This is a genomic window from Butyrivibrio sp. TB, from assembly GCF_900110805.1.
GTDB classification, from domain to species: domain Bacteria; phylum Bacillota; class Clostridia; order Lachnospirales; family Lachnospiraceae; genus Butyrivibrio; species Butyrivibrio fibrisolvens_C.
Map to the genome: position 1 here is coordinate 122677 of NZ_FOER01000011.1, position 19453 is coordinate 142129.

General features: G+C 40.2%; 16 protein-coding genes, 1 pseudogene and 1 riboswitch. Of the genes and pseudogenes, 1 reads left to right on the forward strand and 16 read right to left on the reverse strand.

Features of this window, described 5'->3' with window-relative positions; all coding sequences use genetic code 11:
- Positions 1-34 precede the first annotated feature (34 nt).
- The 16 genes from folK to BMX21_RS09290 all read right to left on the reverse strand — a co-directional run bounded on the left by folK (position 35) and on the right by BMX21_RS09290 (position 19085).
- A complete protein-coding gene (gene folK, locus BMX21_RS09215; RefSeq protein WP_092043628.1) occupies positions 35-862 on the reverse strand; it encodes a 2-amino-4-hydroxy-6-hydroxymethyldihydropteridine diphosphokinase in 828 nt (275 codons plus the stop codon).
- The gene (folP, locus tag BMX21_RS09220) at positions 843-1697 is read right to left on the reverse strand and encodes a dihydropteroate synthase (protein WP_092043631.1); all 855 of its coding nucleotides are present in this window, start codon (positions 1695-1697) and stop codon (positions 843-845) included. Before folP ends, folK begins: the two co-directional genes overlap by 20 nt.
- Before the next feature lie 69 nt (positions 1698-1766).
- Positions 1767-2429: an HD domain-containing protein gene (locus tag BMX21_RS09225; protein WP_092043634.1), complete on the reverse strand. Its 663-nt coding sequence runs from the start codon at positions 2427-2429 to the stop codon at positions 1767-1769.
- A gap of 67 nt (positions 2430-2496) precedes the next feature.
- Positions 2497-3051 carry a GTP cyclohydrolase I FolE gene (gene folE, locus BMX21_RS09230; protein WP_022755127.1) on the reverse strand — a complete coding sequence of 185 codons (555 nt, stop codon included), beginning with the start codon at positions 3049-3051 and terminating at the stop codon, positions 2497-2499.
- Between the two features lie 126 nt (positions 3052-3177).
- Positions 3178-4467, reverse strand: a complete 1290-nt coding sequence (locus BMX21_RS09235; protein WP_242952904.1) for a bifunctional folylpolyglutamate synthase/dihydrofolate synthase — start codon at positions 4465-4467, stop codon at positions 3178-3180.
- Positions 4468-4534: 67 nt separating this feature from the next.
- A riboswitch (THF riboswitch) is annotated at positions 4535-4633 on the reverse strand.
- A gap of 112 nt (positions 4634-4745) precedes the next feature.
- Positions 4746-5705 carry a hypothetical protein gene (locus BMX21_RS09240; RefSeq protein WP_092043636.1) on the reverse strand — a complete coding sequence of 320 codons (960 nt, stop codon included), beginning with the start codon at positions 5703-5705 and terminating at the stop codon, positions 4746-4748.
- Positions 5705-6244, reverse strand: coding sequence for a hypothetical protein (locus tag BMX21_RS09245; RefSeq protein WP_092043639.1), 540 nt, complete (start codon positions 6242-6244; stop codon positions 5705-5707). Before BMX21_RS09245 ends, BMX21_RS09240 begins: the two co-directional genes overlap by 1 nt.
- The gene (locus BMX21_RS09250) at positions 6237-6443 is read right to left on the reverse strand and encodes a hypothetical protein (protein WP_092043642.1); all 207 of its coding nucleotides are present in this window, start codon (positions 6441-6443) and stop codon (positions 6237-6239) included. The genes BMX21_RS09245 and BMX21_RS09250 overlap by 8 nt, the downstream gene beginning before the upstream one ends.
- A 418-nt stretch (positions 6444-6861) precedes the next feature.
- Positions 6862-7368, reverse strand: coding sequence for an HD domain-containing protein (locus BMX21_RS09255; RefSeq protein WP_143057236.1), 507 nt, complete (start codon positions 7366-7368; stop codon positions 6862-6864).
- 210 nt (positions 7369-7578) lie between these two features.
- The gene (locus BMX21_RS09260; protein ID WP_092043644.1) at positions 7579-8841 is read right to left on the reverse strand and encodes an ABC transporter permease; all 1263 of its coding nucleotides are present in this window, start codon (positions 8839-8841) and stop codon (positions 7579-7581) included.
- A gap of 45 nt (positions 8842-8886) precedes the next feature.
- Positions 8887-9618: an ABC transporter ATP-binding protein gene (locus tag BMX21_RS09265; protein ID WP_022757385.1), complete on the reverse strand. Its 732-nt coding sequence runs from the start codon at positions 9616-9618 to the stop codon at positions 8887-8889.
- Positions 9618-12173, reverse strand: coding sequence for an HlyD family efflux transporter periplasmic adaptor subunit (locus BMX21_RS09270; protein WP_092043647.1), 2556 nt, complete (start codon positions 12171-12173; stop codon positions 9618-9620). Before BMX21_RS09270 ends, BMX21_RS09265 begins: the two co-directional genes overlap by 1 nt.
- Before the next feature lie 504 nt (positions 12174-12677).
- Positions 12678-14792 (reverse strand): HD-GYP domain-containing protein, encoded by a 2115-nt coding sequence (locus tag BMX21_RS09275; protein WP_092043650.1) that lies wholly within the window; start codon positions 14790-14792, stop codon positions 12678-12680.
- Positions 14792-16915: an HD-GYP domain-containing protein gene (locus BMX21_RS09280; protein ID WP_092043653.1), complete on the reverse strand. Its 2124-nt coding sequence runs from the start codon at positions 16913-16915 to the stop codon at positions 14792-14794. Before BMX21_RS09280 ends, BMX21_RS09275 begins: the two co-directional genes overlap by 1 nt.
- A 571-nt stretch (positions 16916-17486) precedes the next feature.
- Positions 17487-18752: an alpha/beta hydrolase family protein gene (locus BMX21_RS09285; RefSeq protein ID WP_092043656.1), complete on the reverse strand. Its 1266-nt coding sequence runs from the start codon at positions 18750-18752 to the stop codon at positions 17487-17489.
- Between the two features lie 54 nt (positions 18753-18806).
- On the reverse strand, positions 18807-19085 hold the full coding sequence (locus BMX21_RS09290; protein ID WP_092043659.1) for a hypothetical protein: 279 nt from the start codon (positions 19083-19085) through the stop codon (positions 18807-18809).
- A gap of 172 nt (positions 19086-19257) precedes the next feature.
- Between BMX21_RS09290 and BMX21_RS09295 the strand changes: the two are divergent.
- Positions 19258-19453, forward strand: a pseudogene (locus BMX21_RS09295) (ISNCY family transposase); the annotation flags it as partial.

Consider the following 19453-nt stretch of genomic DNA (forward strand, 5'->3'; position numbering starts at 1 on the left):
GTGTTATATACGGTCTCCACTGCTCTATTGTTCACTACTTAAGCTCGCTCAGCATCTGTGCAACAGTCTTGCCATATACAGGGTGACGAAGCCAGGGTGCTATCTCAGCAAGAGGCTTTAAGACAAAGTCTCTAAGATGCATCTCGATATGAGGTATAGTCAGATCCTCGGTATCCATAACAAGATCATCGTATAGAAGTATATCAAGATCAAGAGTCCTTGGTCCCCAGTGGATTATTCTCTCACGTCCGGCTTCTCTCTCAATATCATGGAGCCTGTCCAGAAGCTCTGTTGGTGTTAGCATAGTTCTTATGGTCATGGCACTGTTAAGGAAGTCATCCTGCTCTACTCCGCCGTATGGCTTAGTCGTAATATAAGTTGCCACTTTATTGACCTTGGTATCCGGAAGCTGTCCAACCTTCTCTACAGCTTCATCAAGGAACTTTTTGCTATCACCCATATTACTTCCAAGTGCTATAGCTACGTCATGCCAGCCTCTGTGAATCTTAACACTTACTGTCTCAAGCGGAAGTCCTATAGGAGCTCCAGGCTTTTCTATCTCTACATCTATCTCATGAACCAGCGGATTGTTAATAAGGATATGCCTTGCAAGCTCTTCTGCAACCCTTTCTATAAGCTTATAGGTATTGGCTGTAAGGAAATCTGTTATCTGATGGCATACTGTTCCATAATTTACAGACAAGTCAAGATCATCAGATAATCCTGCAGCTCTTGTATCAACATACAATACCGCATTAACTACAAACTTCTGCCCCAGCCTGTTCTCTTCAGGATATACGCCGTGATTAGCGAATACCTCAAGTCCCTTTATTGTGATCTTATCATAAACACTTTTGCTCATTTAAAATTGCCCTCGTCATTTCTATAGCTCTTTTGTTCTCTTTAACATCATGCACTCTTACAAAAGAAGCGCCCTTCATAACTCCCAACACGGAAGTTGCAATAGCTCCTTCTACTCTCTCATCAGATGGAAGGTCAAGTGACAGACCTATCATGGACTTACGGGATGTTGCAAGAAGTATAGGATATCCAAGTCTTCCCAGCTCCTGAAGCCTGTTTGTGAGTATAAGGTTCTGTTCAAGATCTTTGGCAAAGCCAATACCCGGATCTATGATGATCTTGCCCTTATCAATGCCTGCACTAAGTGCTATATCTACGGAGTCTTGTAGGTCAGCAATAACATCTTCTATATAATCAGTATAGTCTCTATCGGGTCTGTTATGCATCAGACATACAGGTACGTCATACTTTTTGGTGATCTGAGCGATCCTTGGTATTTCTTCGCAGCCTTCATAGAACTTCTCGTACCTAAAGCCCCATACATCATTGACTAGATCGGCTCCGCTTTTTAGAGCCGCTTCAATAACATCTGCCTTATAGCTGTCAATAGAAACCGGTATGTCAAATTCCTTCTTTATCATCTCTATATAAGGAGTGACTCTCTCTATCTCCTCTTCTATAGATATCTGCTCATGCCCGGGTCTTGTGGACTCGCCGCCTACGTCTATTATGTCGGCGCCCTCTTCTATCATTCCGGCAACGTGGTCTCTGGCTTTGCCCAAAGTATTCCACTTACCTCCGTCGGAAAAAGAGTCAGGTGTTACATTAAGTATACCCATTATATAACACTTATGATCAGCACTATTAACATCAAATTCTCTGTTACCTATCTTCATTTTGTCATCAAACCTTTCTGGTCGTAGTCATGTCTGTCCAAGTTGGGATTATAAGTTTTTTCTACATCATCATATATTAATCTCAAGATTACGCTTCTCCATGCTCCAGTTACACTCTTTTTGAGCGTTGCACCTGAAGCACTGGCGAGATAATTTATCAGCTTTGTAGATGATAGCTGAAAGTATATTTCGAGTATACTCTGTATGCTCTGTATACTCTGCGTCCTTATCACTTTTATGGATATCGCTTTCATGTACGCTGCCGCGATGGCTTATTATAGCAGCTACAATCATGTTCCTTTCATCATCACTAAATCCGCAATCAGAAAGTATCTTGTCTGCGATCTCTGCTCCTGCCTTGTCATGAGGTGTTCCATCTTCGTACTGTATAGCTCTTCCTATATCATGAAGCAGCGCTGCTGCATAGATAATCTCCTTAGAAAGCTTATATCCCTTCTCTAAACTCATAATATAAGCTATCCTCGCAACATCCATAAAATGTTCAAAGGTGTGCTTGCAAAAGATCCTGTCAGATTCATATCCGGCAATTTTTACAAGCTCCGCCTGATATAGAGGATGATCATATATCAGCTGGCATCTGGAAATATGTTCTGTATGATTTATTTTTTCTAAATAATCTATTTTTCCAGTATTATTTATTGCTTCATTATTATTTACTGATTTTATATTATTTATTTTTTCAGTATTATTTTTGTTATCAATATGATTCATATGAGCCTCATGCCACGAATGAAAACGAGTGACTATTAGTTAGAACATCCAGAGCTTATGACTAAAACTATCTTCCTATCATGCGATAGAAGGTGTCCTGAAGGTTCTTATCTGTAGCGAACGCGCCTCTTGTTACAACTGTAACTGTCTTAGATCCCGGTTTACGTATTCCGCGCATGGTCATGCACATATGCTCAGCTTCTACAAGTACCATAACTCCCTTGGGATGAAGTTCTGTCTCAAAGGCATCTGCTATCTGAGATGTAAGGCGCTCCTGAACCTGGAACCTCTTAGCAAATACGTCTACTGTACGTGCGATCTTACTAAGGCCTACAACCTCTCCATCCGGAATATATGCAACAGCCGCTGTTCCATAGAAAGGAAGCATATGATGCTCACAAAATGAATAAAGCGGAATATCCTTCTCAACAACTATATCTGAAGTATCCACATGAAAGCGCTTGGCTAGGTGAGTTGCCGCATCCTCAGTATATCCTGCTGCCAGTTCATGATACATTCTTGCGATCCTGTCGGGTGTTTCAAGAAGTCCCTCCCTGTTTATATCTTCACCTATTCCTTCAAGAATAAGTCTTACGCCTTCTTTAATCTTATTATCGTCCAAAGTACTGCCTCCTCGTTTATATAACCATAAATCTATAGATTCCCATTCTTCTAGGGAATAATAAAAAGCATCACTATACTGACACTTTTATAATGTGGCTACTAAATCAATGCCTGATCACACCTTCTATACCGCTCCAAGGATCAGCTTCCTAATCTGGCCTATATAATAAAGTGATCCGAATGCACATATAACATCATCTTCTGCTGCCTCTTTTAGCGCACTATCAAGCGCCTCTTCTACGCTACCATGAGATACAGCCTCACTACCAAAGGATCTGAAAGTATCCGCAAGATCCTCAGCAGGAAGTGCCCTTTTATTGGGCGGTGTGATCGTGTGGAAGACCTTGCCAAGAGGCGCCACCATCTTCATCATGCTCTTGTAATCCTTATCAGCAAGAACTCCGGCTATAAATATGATCTTCTTATCAGGAAAAAGACGCTTCAAACTAGTACACAATACTCTGATACCATCAGGGTTATGAGCTCCGTCCACTATCACCTTGGGGCTATCCTGCAAAAGTTCAAATCTGCCTTCCCATCTGGTATTAACAAGCCCCTGTCTTATAGCATCTTCTGTGATCTTGTCATAACCTTTGCTCTGCAATATACGAACAGCTGCCAGAGCAAGCGACGCATTACGGATCTGATAGTCTCCAAGAAGGCTTATGTGATAGATCTCGGACTCATATTTAAAATACTGCCCAGTAAGATCGTATCTTATTGCCTTATCTCCTTCAGGCATTTCTGATACATGAAGCCTGCAACCGCGCTCCTTGGCTACATTTCTAAATACTTCCATAACTTCAGGAGCCTGGTCATATACAACTACGTCTCCGCCTTCTTTCATGATGCCGGCCTTCTCGCCTGCTATCTCAGGAAGGGTGTTACCAAGATACTGCATATGATCAAAGCTTATAGAAGCAATGACTGCAACTTCCGGACAGTTAATAACATTAGTAGAGTCCATCCTTCCGCCAAGACCTACTTCAAGTACTACAAAATCACACTTTTCATGCTTATAGTAAAGAAAAGCAATTGCATTGACCTGCTCAAACTCTGTAGGGACAGACATTCCGTCTTGCTGCATGCTATCAGCAGCGTCTTTGACTTTCTGTGTCAGCGCAGCCAGAACATCCCTGTCTATCTCCCTGCCGTCAACCTGAATACGCTTAGTGAATCTGTCAAGAGACGGAGATATGTAGATACCTGTCTTGTAGCCTGCTGCCATGAGAATATTGGATATAAAAGCAACTGTAGAACCCTTACCATTGGTTCCTGCTACATGTACATATCTAAGCCCGTCTTGAGGATCTCCAAGGCGCCTAAGAAGCTCTCTCATCCTGTCAAGTCCTAGGTCTATACCGAACTTCTCGATTGATTCAATGTAATTTAGTGCCTGTTCATAATTCATCATTTGCAATAAAAAACCTCCTTATGCTCGTCCTGACAACTACATAAGAAGGTATAATATCCTGGTATGTAGCAGCGGGATGCGACTCCAAAACCGCAAGACTTAACTTTTCGTCCAAGTGACAACTCCCTGTTCACCTAGCACTTAACGCTTTGAAATCTACTCTGCATTTTTATTCTGATTTAAAAGTTTTTGAACAAACGTTCTATGAATTTCTTCGTAGCTAATACTACTATGTTTCATCCATTAATTCAATATAGAATCTTAAACTTCTATTTTAGTTAAAAGAGATCAAGCGAACTGTCAAGATATATCTCTTCTCTTACCTTGAGCTGATAGGAAGGCTTGGTCATATAATATAGCAAGAACTCAAGGATTATAGCGCTTCCAAGGCTACGACCTTCGATCTTAAAATTAGAAAATCCCATAGGAAGGTATGTTTTTTGAATATCATCTATTCCTATAAAGCCCGGATTGTTCATGGCATCTGAGAAGCGATAGCCCTTGTCTTTGTCAGGAGATACGCATATATGATCTTCCACCTTCTGTCCAAGGCACTTGAGACTGACATTTTCATAACATTTCTTCCTATCGTAACATCCAAAGAAACAGCACTCGTTACAAAGAAACTCTACCTTATCCTTCTGAGCAGCAGTTAAGGAGCTTAACTTATCAAATTCCTTGTTGAGTCTGAAATCCGGAACTACATAGTCAAAATCTTCCCTGTCAAGTTCCTTGCAAAGATCCTCAAAATCAGTCAGGACCTTGGTTGTGGATGAAACAAAATAATAGCCCGGGTATTTCTTTTTAATATACTCAAGAAGCAGATCAGAATGTATTATTATGCCGTTCTTCTTTACATCTGAATCCTCAAAAGCTCCCGCAACACCCTTTACAGCTTTTGGATAATCGCAGGTCGCTACTGTATCCCTACCCTCAAACATGGCACATAGCTCATTGCACTTTGGGTCAGACAGATGCTCTTGTCTTAACATAGAATTACTGAAAGTAAGACGCATGGATATGTTATATGCTTCCATCAAAGACTTGACCTTAACAGAGTCTGCATCTCCAAATCCTACTCTCCCGCCTCCCCAGAGACAATCTCCAGGAGCACCGTATATAGAGCCTATATCGCACCAGTCATAGAAATACTCCCTATGTTCCCTAAATATAGGCAAAAAAACTTTATAAAATTCATAAAACTCAAATAACCCTGGAAGGTGGTAATAGGTTTTCATCAATGCACTTCATAATCCTCTCTATTGGGGCAGTTTTCAAAATCTTCTATTAGCTCATATAACATATTTACATCCAACATAGTGATACCTTTTAATGAATACTTATCGCTATGATCATCTTGATAGCGGCACAAATAAATAAAATATTTGTCCGTCAAAGATCTACCACCAGTTCTATACCATTTTATAAACTTTGCTATATCATCTGGCGGATTTAATACATATAATTCTCCATTTTCATCATATTCCGAAGATAGAAAAGTCTTAACTTCTTCAACTGTTATTTCCTCACCGTCTTTGAAATGCTTATACGCTGCTAAATTAATGATTAGAACGTTTACATCGACATAGCTGAAATCTTTATAACAGTTGTATGTATCCATTCCTAGTGAAAATGTCTCATCTTCATATAATAACTCTAATTCTTTTTTAAATTGCTCTTCTTTTTTAAGATTCTCTCTCTGCAAGATAACAATAGCAATTAGCACAAGTAATAAAATTAAAACTATCGTTCTAAAAAGCTTCGCATTTTTAACCATTCTTTGATTCCTCTTTTATCCATGATGTCACGTCTTTAACACTTTCCTCTGTGACTGTGATAATTCCCAGCTTTGCAACTGCCTCTTCAACAAGGCCAATAGCTTCGTTAACCTGTTCCACTGACGCTAAATCTATGGAATTAACATTATACCGATATATTACTGGTGATTTCATCATGCACATCATCGATTGAAGCATCTATCTCGCCTTCTTTATCTGACGTCAAGTGGACGGGCACAGCCGCTTTACCACTTGTTCGTCATTGCTGCATCATCTTCTGATGAATTACCATAATATCCATCAGCTCTGGCAAGGCGGACCAGATCTCTTTCACACATACCTTTTTCTGTACATCTACAAGCCATAAATAATTTGCTCCCCAAAAACAAAATTTTGCCCTCATTATAATATTGATATTTTTCTTGTCACGCAATTCTGACGAAACGTCAATTATATCCGACGAACGACACGTAGATGTCGCTATCCCGTTACCTCGCGATCGCAGCAACGTTCTATTGACATTTATTTAGCATATTTTTCATAAAAAAAAATCATAGAATCTAAAAAAACCGCCACTTTACGTGACGGCTAAAAGAATAGTTAAAAAGAATAATCATCATAAAATAGCAGCTTCTACAAGCATCTGCCTATGATTCATAGGAATGAAATCTGTCATGGCACTGTACTTATCTGCTACAGTTATTATAAATCCCTCAATAGTACGAGGACGTGTTGGAGTTACAGGCCACATGTGATTGCCTATGATATCTCTTGCGGTATCATCAAGTCCACCAAGAAGACTATCTGCTATATCAACTGAATCTACCGGATGTTTCGTATAACACTCAGAGTTACTTGCATACTTGAAGTGTCTGCCTATAATGCCAAGGTCATGCAAGAGTGCGCATACGATAAGAAGCTGCCAGTTAGTCCTTATCTTGAAGACCGCATAAAGGAAATGACATATGCAAAAGCATATGCATGCAACTCTGAAACTATGTCTTGCAACGGTGGTAACGTGATGATGTGTCTGGAGATCTGCTTCCTGAAACTGTCTGGATGCCATGATCTTGGCTCCGACTAACTTAACTGTTTCCTGTGCTTCGTATCTTATCCTCAACATTAAAACCTTAATCCTTTAAAAAACATCAAACAAACAGATATTTGTATATTAATCTTAAATATATGCTTTTGCAACAATATATTTTTCGTATTTATGATTTTTATTATATTATCATTGTACTATTTGATCATATTTAATGATGTTATCCCGCTTGAACAAATTCTTCGAGGATACTGCACCGCCAGGGCGGGGGCTTACAAAGTCGTAACCTCATTCATACCGCAGTGCTTCAATAGGATTGAGCTTTGCAGCCTTGCCTGCCGGATAATATCCAAAGAACACTCCGAATACTATAGAGAAAAGTAGACATGCAGCGATACCTGTTACTGACGGACTTCCCTGATAGTTCATGAGATTTGATGCAGCTATTCCAAATACAATACCCAATATCACACCGATTATTCCGCCGATAAAGCATACAACTACTGCTTCTGTAATAAACTGAAGCCTTATATAACCATTGGTAGCTCCAAGAGCTTTTCTGGTGCCTATCTCTCTGGTTCTCTCTGTAATAGATACGATCATGATGTTCATAACACCGATTCCGCCTACCAGTAAAGATATGGCTCCAACTGCCATGAAGGCCATCTTCTGAGTATTAAGCATATTCTCCATTTCTTTAAGCTCAGCCTTCATGCTATAAGCATAGATTTCATAAGCATCATTGTTTTTATAGAAGTTCTCGTTCATATAATCAGTAAGATCAAAGGATAACTGTGTCGGGTCAGCTCCGGCCTTGGTCAGCACATCAAAGCTTGTGATCCTGGCGCTGTCACGAAGCTGTCTTGCAGCTGTCTTATACGGAATATATGCACCTGTCTGGATGTCCTTTTGGCTGATGCCGCTGCTATATCCGGTATCATGATATTCATATACTCCTACGATAGTATAGTTGTAGTATTTGCCGTTTATAACAACTTCGACATTCTGTCCAAGGGCGCCTTCATTATCACCACTGAACATATTCTGAACATATTTATCGCTCACAAGGATGACTTTTTTGCCATCTTCATAGTCTTTTGATACAAAGCTCCTTCCTGCAAGCAATGTAAGATTGTTCTTTTTGATACTTGTAGCATTGCTTCCAATAAGGGTTATATTGGCATAGTTCTTCTTATCAGTAACTTTCACGCTGCCTACTTCTGCAGATATGGAGATGCCACTTATACTGCTGCCAAAAGTCTTCTGGATGCCTTCAAGCATCTGGCTTGAAACATAGTCCTTGTCTTTCATGGCGCGGACATTCTCAGCGTATTCTCCGTTCTCATCAGCTTTCTGAGTGAGGAATACGCTGACTACATTGGCACCCATATCTCCCATGGAATTCATAGTAGATTTATTCATAGCATCACTTACTGTCATGATAGCTATCATAGAAGCTATACCTATCACTATTCCCAGCATCGTAAGACATGTTCTTAATTTATTGGCATAGAGAGCTGAAAGAGACAGTTTTATATTTTCTAATATCATTTCTATTTTTTCCTTATTATGTATGAAAAAATCTAAAACATCCGGTCAGAAGTTACTGACTGCCTTAACATAGGAATTTTGATTAGTCCCTTGCCTTTCGCCTATGATCATTCCATCTCGAAGTGTCAGGATTCTCCCTGTTTCTTCTGCCAGTTCATTAGAATGGGTGATGAAGACTATGGTTATCCCTTTTTCTTCGTTTAATTTGTGAAAAAGATCCATGACAGCCCTTCCGGTTGCGCTATCCAGAGCTCCTGTCGGTTCATCGGCAAGGATTATGGCAGGATCATTGACAAGAGCTCTTGCTATAGCAACTCTCTGCTTCTGACCACCTGAAAGCTCATCAGGCTTATGATCTGTCCTTTCGCCCATTCCTACAAGTTCTAACAGTTCCATGGCCTTTTCTTTTCTCTCTCTTGCCTTAACTCCTGCATAGAGCATGGGAAGTTCCACGTTCTTAAGAGCACTTGTTCTGGGGATCAGGTTGTATGTCTGGAATACAAAGCCGATTTTTTGATTACGTATTGCACACAGCTGGTTATCTTTGGCCTTAGCAATATCAATTCCGTCAAGTATATAGGAGCCCTTCGTAGGCTTATCCAGTATACCTATTATATTCATAAGAGTAGATTTGCCGGATCCTGACTGACCTACTACGGATACGAACTCACCTTTTCTGACTTTAAGATCAACTCCATGTAGTATCTCAAGCTCATTTTCCTTACCAATATTAAATCTTTTAATGATGCCTCTTGCATCGATCATAATATCACTCATCAGTACATGCCTTCCGTAAAGTCTCCCGTATCCTCATTGCTGCCTGTATCAGTCATAAGATCAGACATTTTAACTTCCATGCCTTCAGAGATTCCATCTCCTATTATCTGGACATAATAGTCTGTCTTAAGTCCGTATGATACTGATATATTCTGAGTTGTCTGATTGCCGTCAGCATCTGTTCCTGTCACTACTTCCACATATGGCTGACCGTTATCATCAATCTGAACAGATGACTCTGATACAGTTAGAGCATCTGTAACTTCCTGCTGGATGATAGTAAGCTTGGCAGTCATACCTATACGAAGTCTGTCACTTGGATTAGTGATGGTAACTTCTATAGGATAGTCTGTACTTGCGGATGCACCAGCAGATTCATTGGTAGAGGAAGATGCCGTTGTAGCCTTAGGAACAGGTGATACAAAAGTCAGGATTCCGTCCATGAGCTCATCACCTGTTGTATCAGTCTTAATAGTAACCTTCATGCCTTCATAGATATCACTTATGTCATACTGATCTACTGTAGCTGATACCTTGTACCCGCTATCATCCTGAAGAAGAGCCAGCTCTCCTCCTTTATAGGTATCTCCCTGTTTTACATCCAGGACTGTGATAACTCCGTCAAAAGGAGCAGTGATCGTAGCCTTCTCAATCTGAGCTGTGATCTTGTCAACCTCCTGCTGAGCAGAAAGCAAAGATGACTCTGCCGAAAGCTTACTGCTAGTTACAGAATCAGCGCTGTCTGCAACGCTCTTATCACTACTTCTCTTAGTATCTTCCTGATTCTCTTTGGCCTTATCAAGACTTTCCTGATTGGTCTTGGTCTGAGACTTGGCAGTATCATACTTGGACTGAGCTTCTGACTGTTTACTCTTTGCTTCAGACTGAGCTGTCTGGGCTTCTGTCAGAGCTGACTGCTTACTTTCAAGGTCTCTTTGAGCATTCTTACTATCTGTCTGTGCGGTGTCATTGGCCTGTTCTGCTTTATTTTTGGCTTCAAGGGCTGCATCATATTTGGCCTGAGCATCTTTTAACTCCTGGCTGTTTTGAGCATTGCTAAGCTCAGTTTTAGCACTGTCAAGAGTAGATGAAGCTGTATCATAGGCAGATGTCTTATCATCAAGTGTCTGCTTGGCTGTATCCATATCTGCCTTCTTAGTTGCAACATCGCTTTCTTTATTACTTATCTGTGTATCTATATCTTCCGGAGGATTCTCTGAATCTTTCTGAGATCTGAGGTCTTCAAGTTCAGCTGCAGCTGTATCATAGGCACTCTTGACAGTATCATAAGTACTCTGGGCAGTATTCTTGTCAGAAAGAGCTGTATCATATGCAGCCTGTGCTGTATCTACCTTGGTCTTGGCAGCATCTATAGCAGTCTGAGCATTGGCCTTGGCAGTATCAAGCTGCGCCTGGGCATCAGACAGAGCACTTACCGCATTGTCATACTCCTTCTGAGTCTTAGTAGCTGCATCTGACTTACTGTTTGCATTATTAGTAGCATTGGTAACATCATCTTTGGCACTTGTTACTGCAGCATCCTTACTCTGAGAGTCAGACTTGGTGGTATCTACATCTTTACTTGCAGTATTCATGTCATTAGTAGACTTATTAAGTTCATCCTGCGCCTTATCTACATCATCCTTGGCTCTCTCATTCTGCGTAGAAGCTGACTCTGTGGCATTAGAATAGCTTCTCTTTGAAGCATCTACGTCAAGCTCATTTTTTTCCTTGGTAGTCTCAAGATTCTTGTTAGCAATTTCAAGGGATTTTTCTAAAGATGTAGTATCAAGAACTGCGATGACATCTCCTGCCTTGACCCTGTCACCGACAGACACATTGAGCTCACTAACCGTAACATCCGTCACTTCACTAGAAAGACTGTAACTTGCACTGCTTGCAATAGTTCCGTTTACTGCTATGGACTTGGACAGATCCTGCTTGATGATCTGCTCTGTAGCTGCCGGAACAGCCTCCACTTCTTCCCCCTTAGCCTTGGCAAAAGAAAACGCTGAAACTCCCATAGCGCCGGCAAGACATACAGCAATTGCAGCAAAGACCATCTTCTTATGAGACTTAATATCATTGCCGCACTTTATAAGAACTGCTTTAGGGCTTATCTTAAGATCCTTCTTATTTGACAAAGCGGATTCACCAGACTCGTCATCTTCGAAAGCATCTTCTACAATCTCATCTTCACAGGCAAAGCCTTCATCTAGTATATCTTCATTGTTAGAGTCTTCATTAATAGAATCTTCACCAAATGACTCTTCATTGTTAGGATATTCATTGATCGAATCTTCATCCGCAAGCTCATCACTCAGCATATCATCATGGATATTATATTCGCCAATAAGATCCTCACCTATCATCTTCTCGTAGATCTTATCTTCGTCTATCAGATCTTTATTGCTACTATCCTCAAGAATGTCACCTTCTCCAATAATGCTCTCACTACTGGTATCTTCATTAGCAATATCTCCATCACCGTCAGCCACATTGCTATATACCCCGTTATTATCTATTGCCTGCTCATCTAATTCGTAATCCTTCATTATAGCCTCCGAAAAATAGTTCACGTTAATCTTCGAAGTACACTATAATGACCTATATTTAAAGCAAGCTTTATTTAAACTTAAATGTAGCTTAAGACTATACTGGCACGGGCTGTTTATAAAATCAGGCTTTGATAGGCGATGTGGCATTCACAAAGCTTTGCGAGGCACGTTGACTACACGCAGGCAGATAATAAATCATTGCCACGCTTTTTAATTGTTTTATAAAATTCATGAGCATGATAGATGAAGTTTTTTATTCTGCCAGGGGTCTGCCTGTCTGAGCGAAGCGAGTTTCAGACCCCAGAATAAAAAACTCCAGCTATCGTGCCATGAATTTATAAAACAATTAACAGCGTGGCAATGATTTATTATCTGCCTGCGTGTAGCCAATGTACCTTGCGAAGCTTTGTGGATGCCACATTGCCTGGCAAAGTCTGATTTTATAAACAGCCCGTGTCTGCACAGATGCAATGGACGGCATACGTTTTGGCCAAGCCATTGCTACTTCCCGCTCTGCTTCTTTGCAGTCTCCATGGCTTCATCAGCCACTGCAAAAAAGGCTTTGACTATATCAGGATCAAAATGCGTTCCTGATTCTTCTTTTATGATATCCATCGCCTTTTCAAATGAAAAAGCCTTCTTATAGACCCTGTCAGATATAAGCGCATCAAAAACATCTGCAACAGCCATGATCCTTGCAGGAAGCGGAATCTCCTCACCCTTAAGCCCCTCAGGGTATCCTGTACCATCCCATCTCTCATGATGATACAAAGCTATATCCCTTGCTACTTCAAGATAACTTGCCTGTGGAAGAGATTCTATCAGCTCATCAATAATGGCTCCGCCATATACAGAATGTTTTTTCATGATATCGAATTCTTCAGGTGTAAGTTTACCGGGTTTATTAAGAATCGCATCAGGAATCCTTATCTTACCTATATCATGGAGAGGAGCAGATTTATATACATCTTGTATATAGTCGTCGGTAAGCATGCCTGATTTTATGCCCATTCGCCTCATCTGTCTCATGATGATAAGAGTATACATTGAAGTCTTTCTGATATGATCACCGGTTGACTCATCCCTGTTTTCAACCATATCAGCCAGTATGACTATAAGATCAGACTGCATTTTTTCTATATAATCCGTCTTCTGAACCATCTTGCTAAAACTCTTACTACTGTCCTTGGCAACCTGAACGAAGGAATTGTAGAGCCTCTCTATCTCATCGCCTGTACGAATCTCGAGTTTATTTAAAAGCGCAAGATTAGCCTTTTTTGCCTCTTCGCTGTCATACCTGAAATCTTTGGCCATCATGACCATAGTATCAACAGGATATACAACTCTGTACTTAGATACCCATAGTCCTGTGATTATGATAACTACGATCATTCCTGAACACAGGATCAGAATACGTACTACGAAATTCCGCCTATATACGCCCAGATATTTCATAGATACATCGGCACACGCATAGCACACAGTCTCACCATCCGAGTTATATACCGGAATAAAAGATGTAAGAAGCCAGCCATAATACTCATTAGATATAAAAGGCTCGATTCTCTCTCCCTTTAGTAAAGCAGGGATATACTCATCTACTGATGCATCAAACGGCACCAGTTCACCCGGATCTGCAGCTTTCATATCCGGAGTATCAATATCAAATACGGCAACACATCCATCCTCGGTTATCTTATAAACATAGATGTATTCTATGTCATCAGACATCTTTTTGATATTTTCCAAAGCGCCTCTTATATCTTTATATTCCTGAGTGTTTCCTTTGCTCTGTATATAAAGATCAACTCTGTCTCCATCTATGATATTGGCAACCATATGAGATGCGCCGACAGCCAGTCTTTGTCTTTGATCCATTGTATGCTGGACAAAAAGAGAACTTGCAACCATTGCAACTACGATCAGCACTATAAGACATGTGCTTATAAGAGATATTGCAAAGACAGTTCCTATCTTAGTCTTTCTGGTTTCTGTCTTACTGATCTGTTCAAGTTCACTATCTTTAACGGGTTTTTGAAGCCATCCAAATTCATTAAGAAGTTTTTTGATATCAGCAGGAACGATCCTGACTACAATGTAGGTTATCATAAGACATATCACATGAGATATGATCGCAGTAGTAAATACTATGACAGACGACCTGGCAAGCATGTTCACAGGCAGACTTCCCACCGCAGTCGAATAAGCATTGATCGTAAAAAGATCCTCACTTAGATGACCTGATTGAAGTTGGATAAGGCTCGTAAGAATAGTATTGATTCCGGCAATAAAGATAAGATATGTAAATATACCGGACTTTTTTTTGAAATATCCTTTTTTATAATAATATGTTGTGATAATGACGCTTAGAACATTAACAAACCCATAGTATATGTACTCTTTTATAAACAATGAGACGATCAGTTCTGTCACAAACACAGCCCAGACTCCCAGAAAATATCCGGACATAACAGCAACAGACATAGAGCCTGCAATCCCCAATACCGGCATCAGGCCCATTCTGGTACACCCCAGACACAATATGCAGTTGAATAGTACTGCCAATAGAAATACGGCAATTACTCCAGACCATTTTTTCAATGAAACTTTGTTCATTATATTATTTGTCCTTTTTTCAGCATATCTGCAGCTGCTCTTACATCTTCCGGATCCAGCATAAAAGCCTTAACTACTTCCGGATCAAAATGTGTTCCTGACTCTTCCTGAATTATGCTCATGGCTTTTTCAAAAGAAAATGCCTTCTTATAAACTCTGTCTGAAATAAGTGCATCAAATACGTCTGCAACAGCCATGATCCTTGCACTAAGCGGGATCTCTTCGCCCTTGAGGCCGTACGGATAACCGGAGCCGTCCCATTTTTCATGATGATACATGGCTATATCTCTGGCCACTTCCAGGTAGCTTGCCTGAGTAAGTGATTCAAGGAGCTTTTCGATTATCTCACCACCATATAGAGCATGCTGCTTCATGACCTCAAATTCATCAGGCGTAAGCTTCCCCGGTTTATTAAGAATCGCATCTGTTATTCTGATCTTGCCTATATCATGAAGAGGGGCAGATTTATAGACATCATCTATATACTCATCTGTAAGGGCTTCAAGGTGTATACCCATTTTTCTCATATTCTTCATAATGATAAGGGTATACATGGATGTCTTCTTTATATGATCGCCTGTAGATTCATCCCTGTTCTCAACCATACCGGCCAGGATCACTATGAGATTGGCCTGAACCTTCTCGATGTAATCAGACTTCTGCTGCATCTTACTAAAACTCTTCATGCTGTCTTTAGTAACCTGCAAAAAAGAGTTATAGAGTCTTTCTATCTCATCACCTGTGCGGATATCCAGATCTTCTAGAAGTTCCACATTGCCTACTCTGGCTTCTTCACTGTCATATTTAAAGAATCTGGCTCTTTCTACCATAGAATTAACAGGATAGATGATCCTGTATTTGGCTATCCAAAGTCCTGTAATTATGATCACTATGATTATTCCTGAACACAGAATAAGGAGCCTGATAAAAAACTGTTTTGTATAATTGGACAGATACTTCATAGATATATCTGCGCCTGCATAGCATACAGTCTCACCTTTTGAATTATGGATAGGTGTATAAGAAGTAAGCAGCCATCCATAATAGTCATCAGATACAAATACATCTATATCGCCGCCCTCTAAAAGAGTGGGAACAAACTGTTCAAAAGTAGGATCAAAGGGCACTACCTCACCCGGATCTGCAGCTACAACATCTTCCGAATCAAGGTCAAAGACAACATGGCAGCCATCAGGCATTATTTTGTAAACATATACGTATTCGATATCACCGGATATGCTTCGTATATTCTCAAGTGCTTTGTACATCTTCTCATACTCATAACCATATCCCCCACTTGCTATATACTCATCTATCCTGTCACCATCTACCACCTTGGCTACCATCTCAGATACACCCTTAGCAAGCTTCTCATGCTCATCCTGAGTGTGCTCTATAAAGAGTCTGCTGCCAATAGAAGCAACTAATAATAGTACTGTAAGACATGTTGAGATAAGCGCGATTATAAACACAGTATTAGTCGTAATAACTCTGGTCCTGGTCCTGTTAAAAAGCTCAACTTCCTCATCATCGATTGGCTTTTGAAGCCAGCCAAAATCATGTAAGGTCTTCTTTATATCTTCAGGAATGATCCTGACTATAAAAAAAGCAATTACAAGGCCTATGATCTGAGCCGGAATAGCCATAAAAAAAATGGCAACAGCAAACAAAAGTAGCAGTTCCGTAGAAGATAGAGAGAATACATTAAAAGGCATCGAATCTCTCATTATCTCTGCATTGATCTCGCCTGTCTCTCCTACTATTACGCCGCTTAAAACTGCACTAATACAAGAAGTGATCAGTACATACCTGACAATCTTGGATCTGCGTTTAAAATAACCTTTTTGAGAATAATAAGCTGTAATAATGACAATAAGAATATTGATGAGAGTATAGTACAAAAACTGATTGATAAAAATACCTGTGATGATATGAGTAAACATAACAACCCATACTGCAGGAAAATATCCCGCCATAATAGCTATAGCCATAGAACCTGCCAAGCCCAAAATAGGCGGTATACCAATTTTCATAGATATATAACTAAATAAACAATTTATGATAACGGCAATTATAAATATAATAGTTCCAAGGATCCATCCGCTTTTTATAAGTCTATTCATAAATATCCATCCGATGAAATATTTTAATAAACTAAAGATATGACATACGGTTCAAACATGAATCTGTATTTTTTGAATTATAAAAGTCTACAAATTGTATATCGACATATATAAATTAAAATCAAGTTTTAATTTACTTAAACTTCGCACTTGCCAAACATACGCCACCCTCCGAGGCAGAGCCGATGCAGCCCGTTTATAATACATTTTCGTATCTTGAAGGTGTTATAATTCAGGGCAAGATATCTGGATCTTTATATTCTAGGGTCCAAACTCGCTTCGCTCAGACAGGTGGACCCTAGAATATAAAAATCCAGATATCTTGCTCCTGAATTTAATAACACCTTCAAAAGATACGAAAATGTATTATAAACGGGCCGCATCGGCTCTGCCTCAGAGGGTGGTGTATGTTTGGCAAGTGCGAAGTTTGAATTAATTTATACAAAAAAGCCTTAAAGCAAGTCACATCTCGTAAGATGATCATCGCTCTAAGGCTTTGCTGTTAATAGCAATGATTATATTTATGTTATATGTATCTAAAATCTGAAATTGTATGCGTCCGGTGCGCCGGTTATCTTGTGAACTTAGAGATGAACTTCCATGCATTCTCACATGTATGCTGGCGGCATTCATGCTGCTGATGGCTCACACTTGCAAAAGCTGTGCGGCATACTCCGTCTTCGCTGTCATAATAGCGTATAGTAAGATCGCTGTTTCTTGAGTCGTCATGAACGACTTCTACGCGGTCAGCTTTCTTTCCATAAATCTTATCTTCCCAGTTAGCACGGTCTTCAAAGTCAAGATCTTCGAACCTTTCTTTGCACTTATTGACCTGTGCTGCATACTGAACTCTTTCAATGCACTGCGCTGCCTGGAAGGGAAGTTCCGGAAGAGGCGACTCTTCTCCGCCTGAATAGAAGATCGGAACAGGCACTGTCTTGTTGATCCTGTCACCAATATAGTCACCAAAGAGGTTATGATCTTTTGGAAAAAGAGCACTTGCCGGCATAAGTCCTGCAAAGATCTCCGGATATTCCTGGAACATATCCCATGACTTACCGCTTCCCATTGAAAAGCCTGTTCCGTAGATCCTGTGCTCATCAATAGGATATCTAAGTTTAAGGCTCTCTATGAACTCTGCAACCTCTGTAGCTGATACTGCAAGATGGTTATCAATAGCAACATACAAAAAGCCATACTTGTGAGCAACTTCATACCAGCCTGATACAAAGGTCAGGAACATAGCTGTATCTCCGCCTCCATGAAAGCCCAGCACCAGCGGTACCTTGGAGCCGTCCATGATGTCCTTATTATAATAAGCAAAATAACCTATCTTGTGCTCCTTGGTATCCTTGAATATGCCCTTATTATCAGGAGATGTCTTAACAGTTATAACTCCGACATCTTCATTCATGGAAAGTGCTTCAAAATCAGGCTCTATCTGGAGATCTCCGCACCATCTCTTATACTTTTTGACAAACGAGTCAAAATCCTTCTCATAGTCAGCAGCATCTGTGACAAGAAGATGTTCACAGTCCTTGAATGCATTGTTGACTTTTGAAGAATTGGCTACGCTTACAATAGCTATATCTTTCCTCTCTACGTTAGGAACTACACTAAGTCTCTCCATAGAGCATACAGAAGGTGTGATCTCGCCAGGTCCCCAGAGATACTGGCCATCAGTTGTTTTTAACAGGTTCCTTGCAACATAATCTGCAGACTTGCCATAACTATAGATATCAGCTCTAAAGATAGCGCCTCTTATGTAGAAACCCATGTATCTCTTACTGATGAAATCGCTCCATTCTACAAGGCCGTCTTCATATACAGGATACATCTTGACTGATGCGATGACTTCTTTATAAAGCTCATCTGTGGCACTATCCCATGCTCAGTCACATGTAGGATATACGAACAGGACGCTGGAGTCATATCTTGCTGCTATCTTCTCAAGGCCGCTCTCTTTGGCAAAAGAGATGGCATCTTCTTTGCTGCGTCTTTCTTCTTCGAAGATAAGAAGGAGCGGTGCTCTGAATGTGTAGTCATTGGCCTGGCTGTCAATGTCATTAACAGGCACATAGGCCTTTAAATAAAAGTGTTCGAATTCATGTTCCCAATACTTGCCGCCGTCACTTAAAGTCTCGACAACGGGTCTTTCCATCATTCCCATATTGCTATCCTCCGTTTTATAAATAACTATAGGCGTTTGCGAAACGCCAAAAGCCGCATAAATACGGCATTTTTATTGCAATAAAAATGAATAACCCCTCACCGGATATGGTAAAATAGAGTTGTCCAAAAACTACCTACCAACACTCAAGAAAGGAGTTATTCTGATATATATGATACCATACAAACAGCTTTCTTTGGCTGATATTTATTCAGACTGCCAGGATAAATTTGAAAATGACAAGCCTGCATTTCTGTCTCTATTAGAAACCTATATCGATCTTGATGAAATTATTCCGATTTCCTTTAGAAATCATTTCTATGCATCAACGGGAAGATCCCGTAAATACCCTTTAAAAGCTCTTCTGT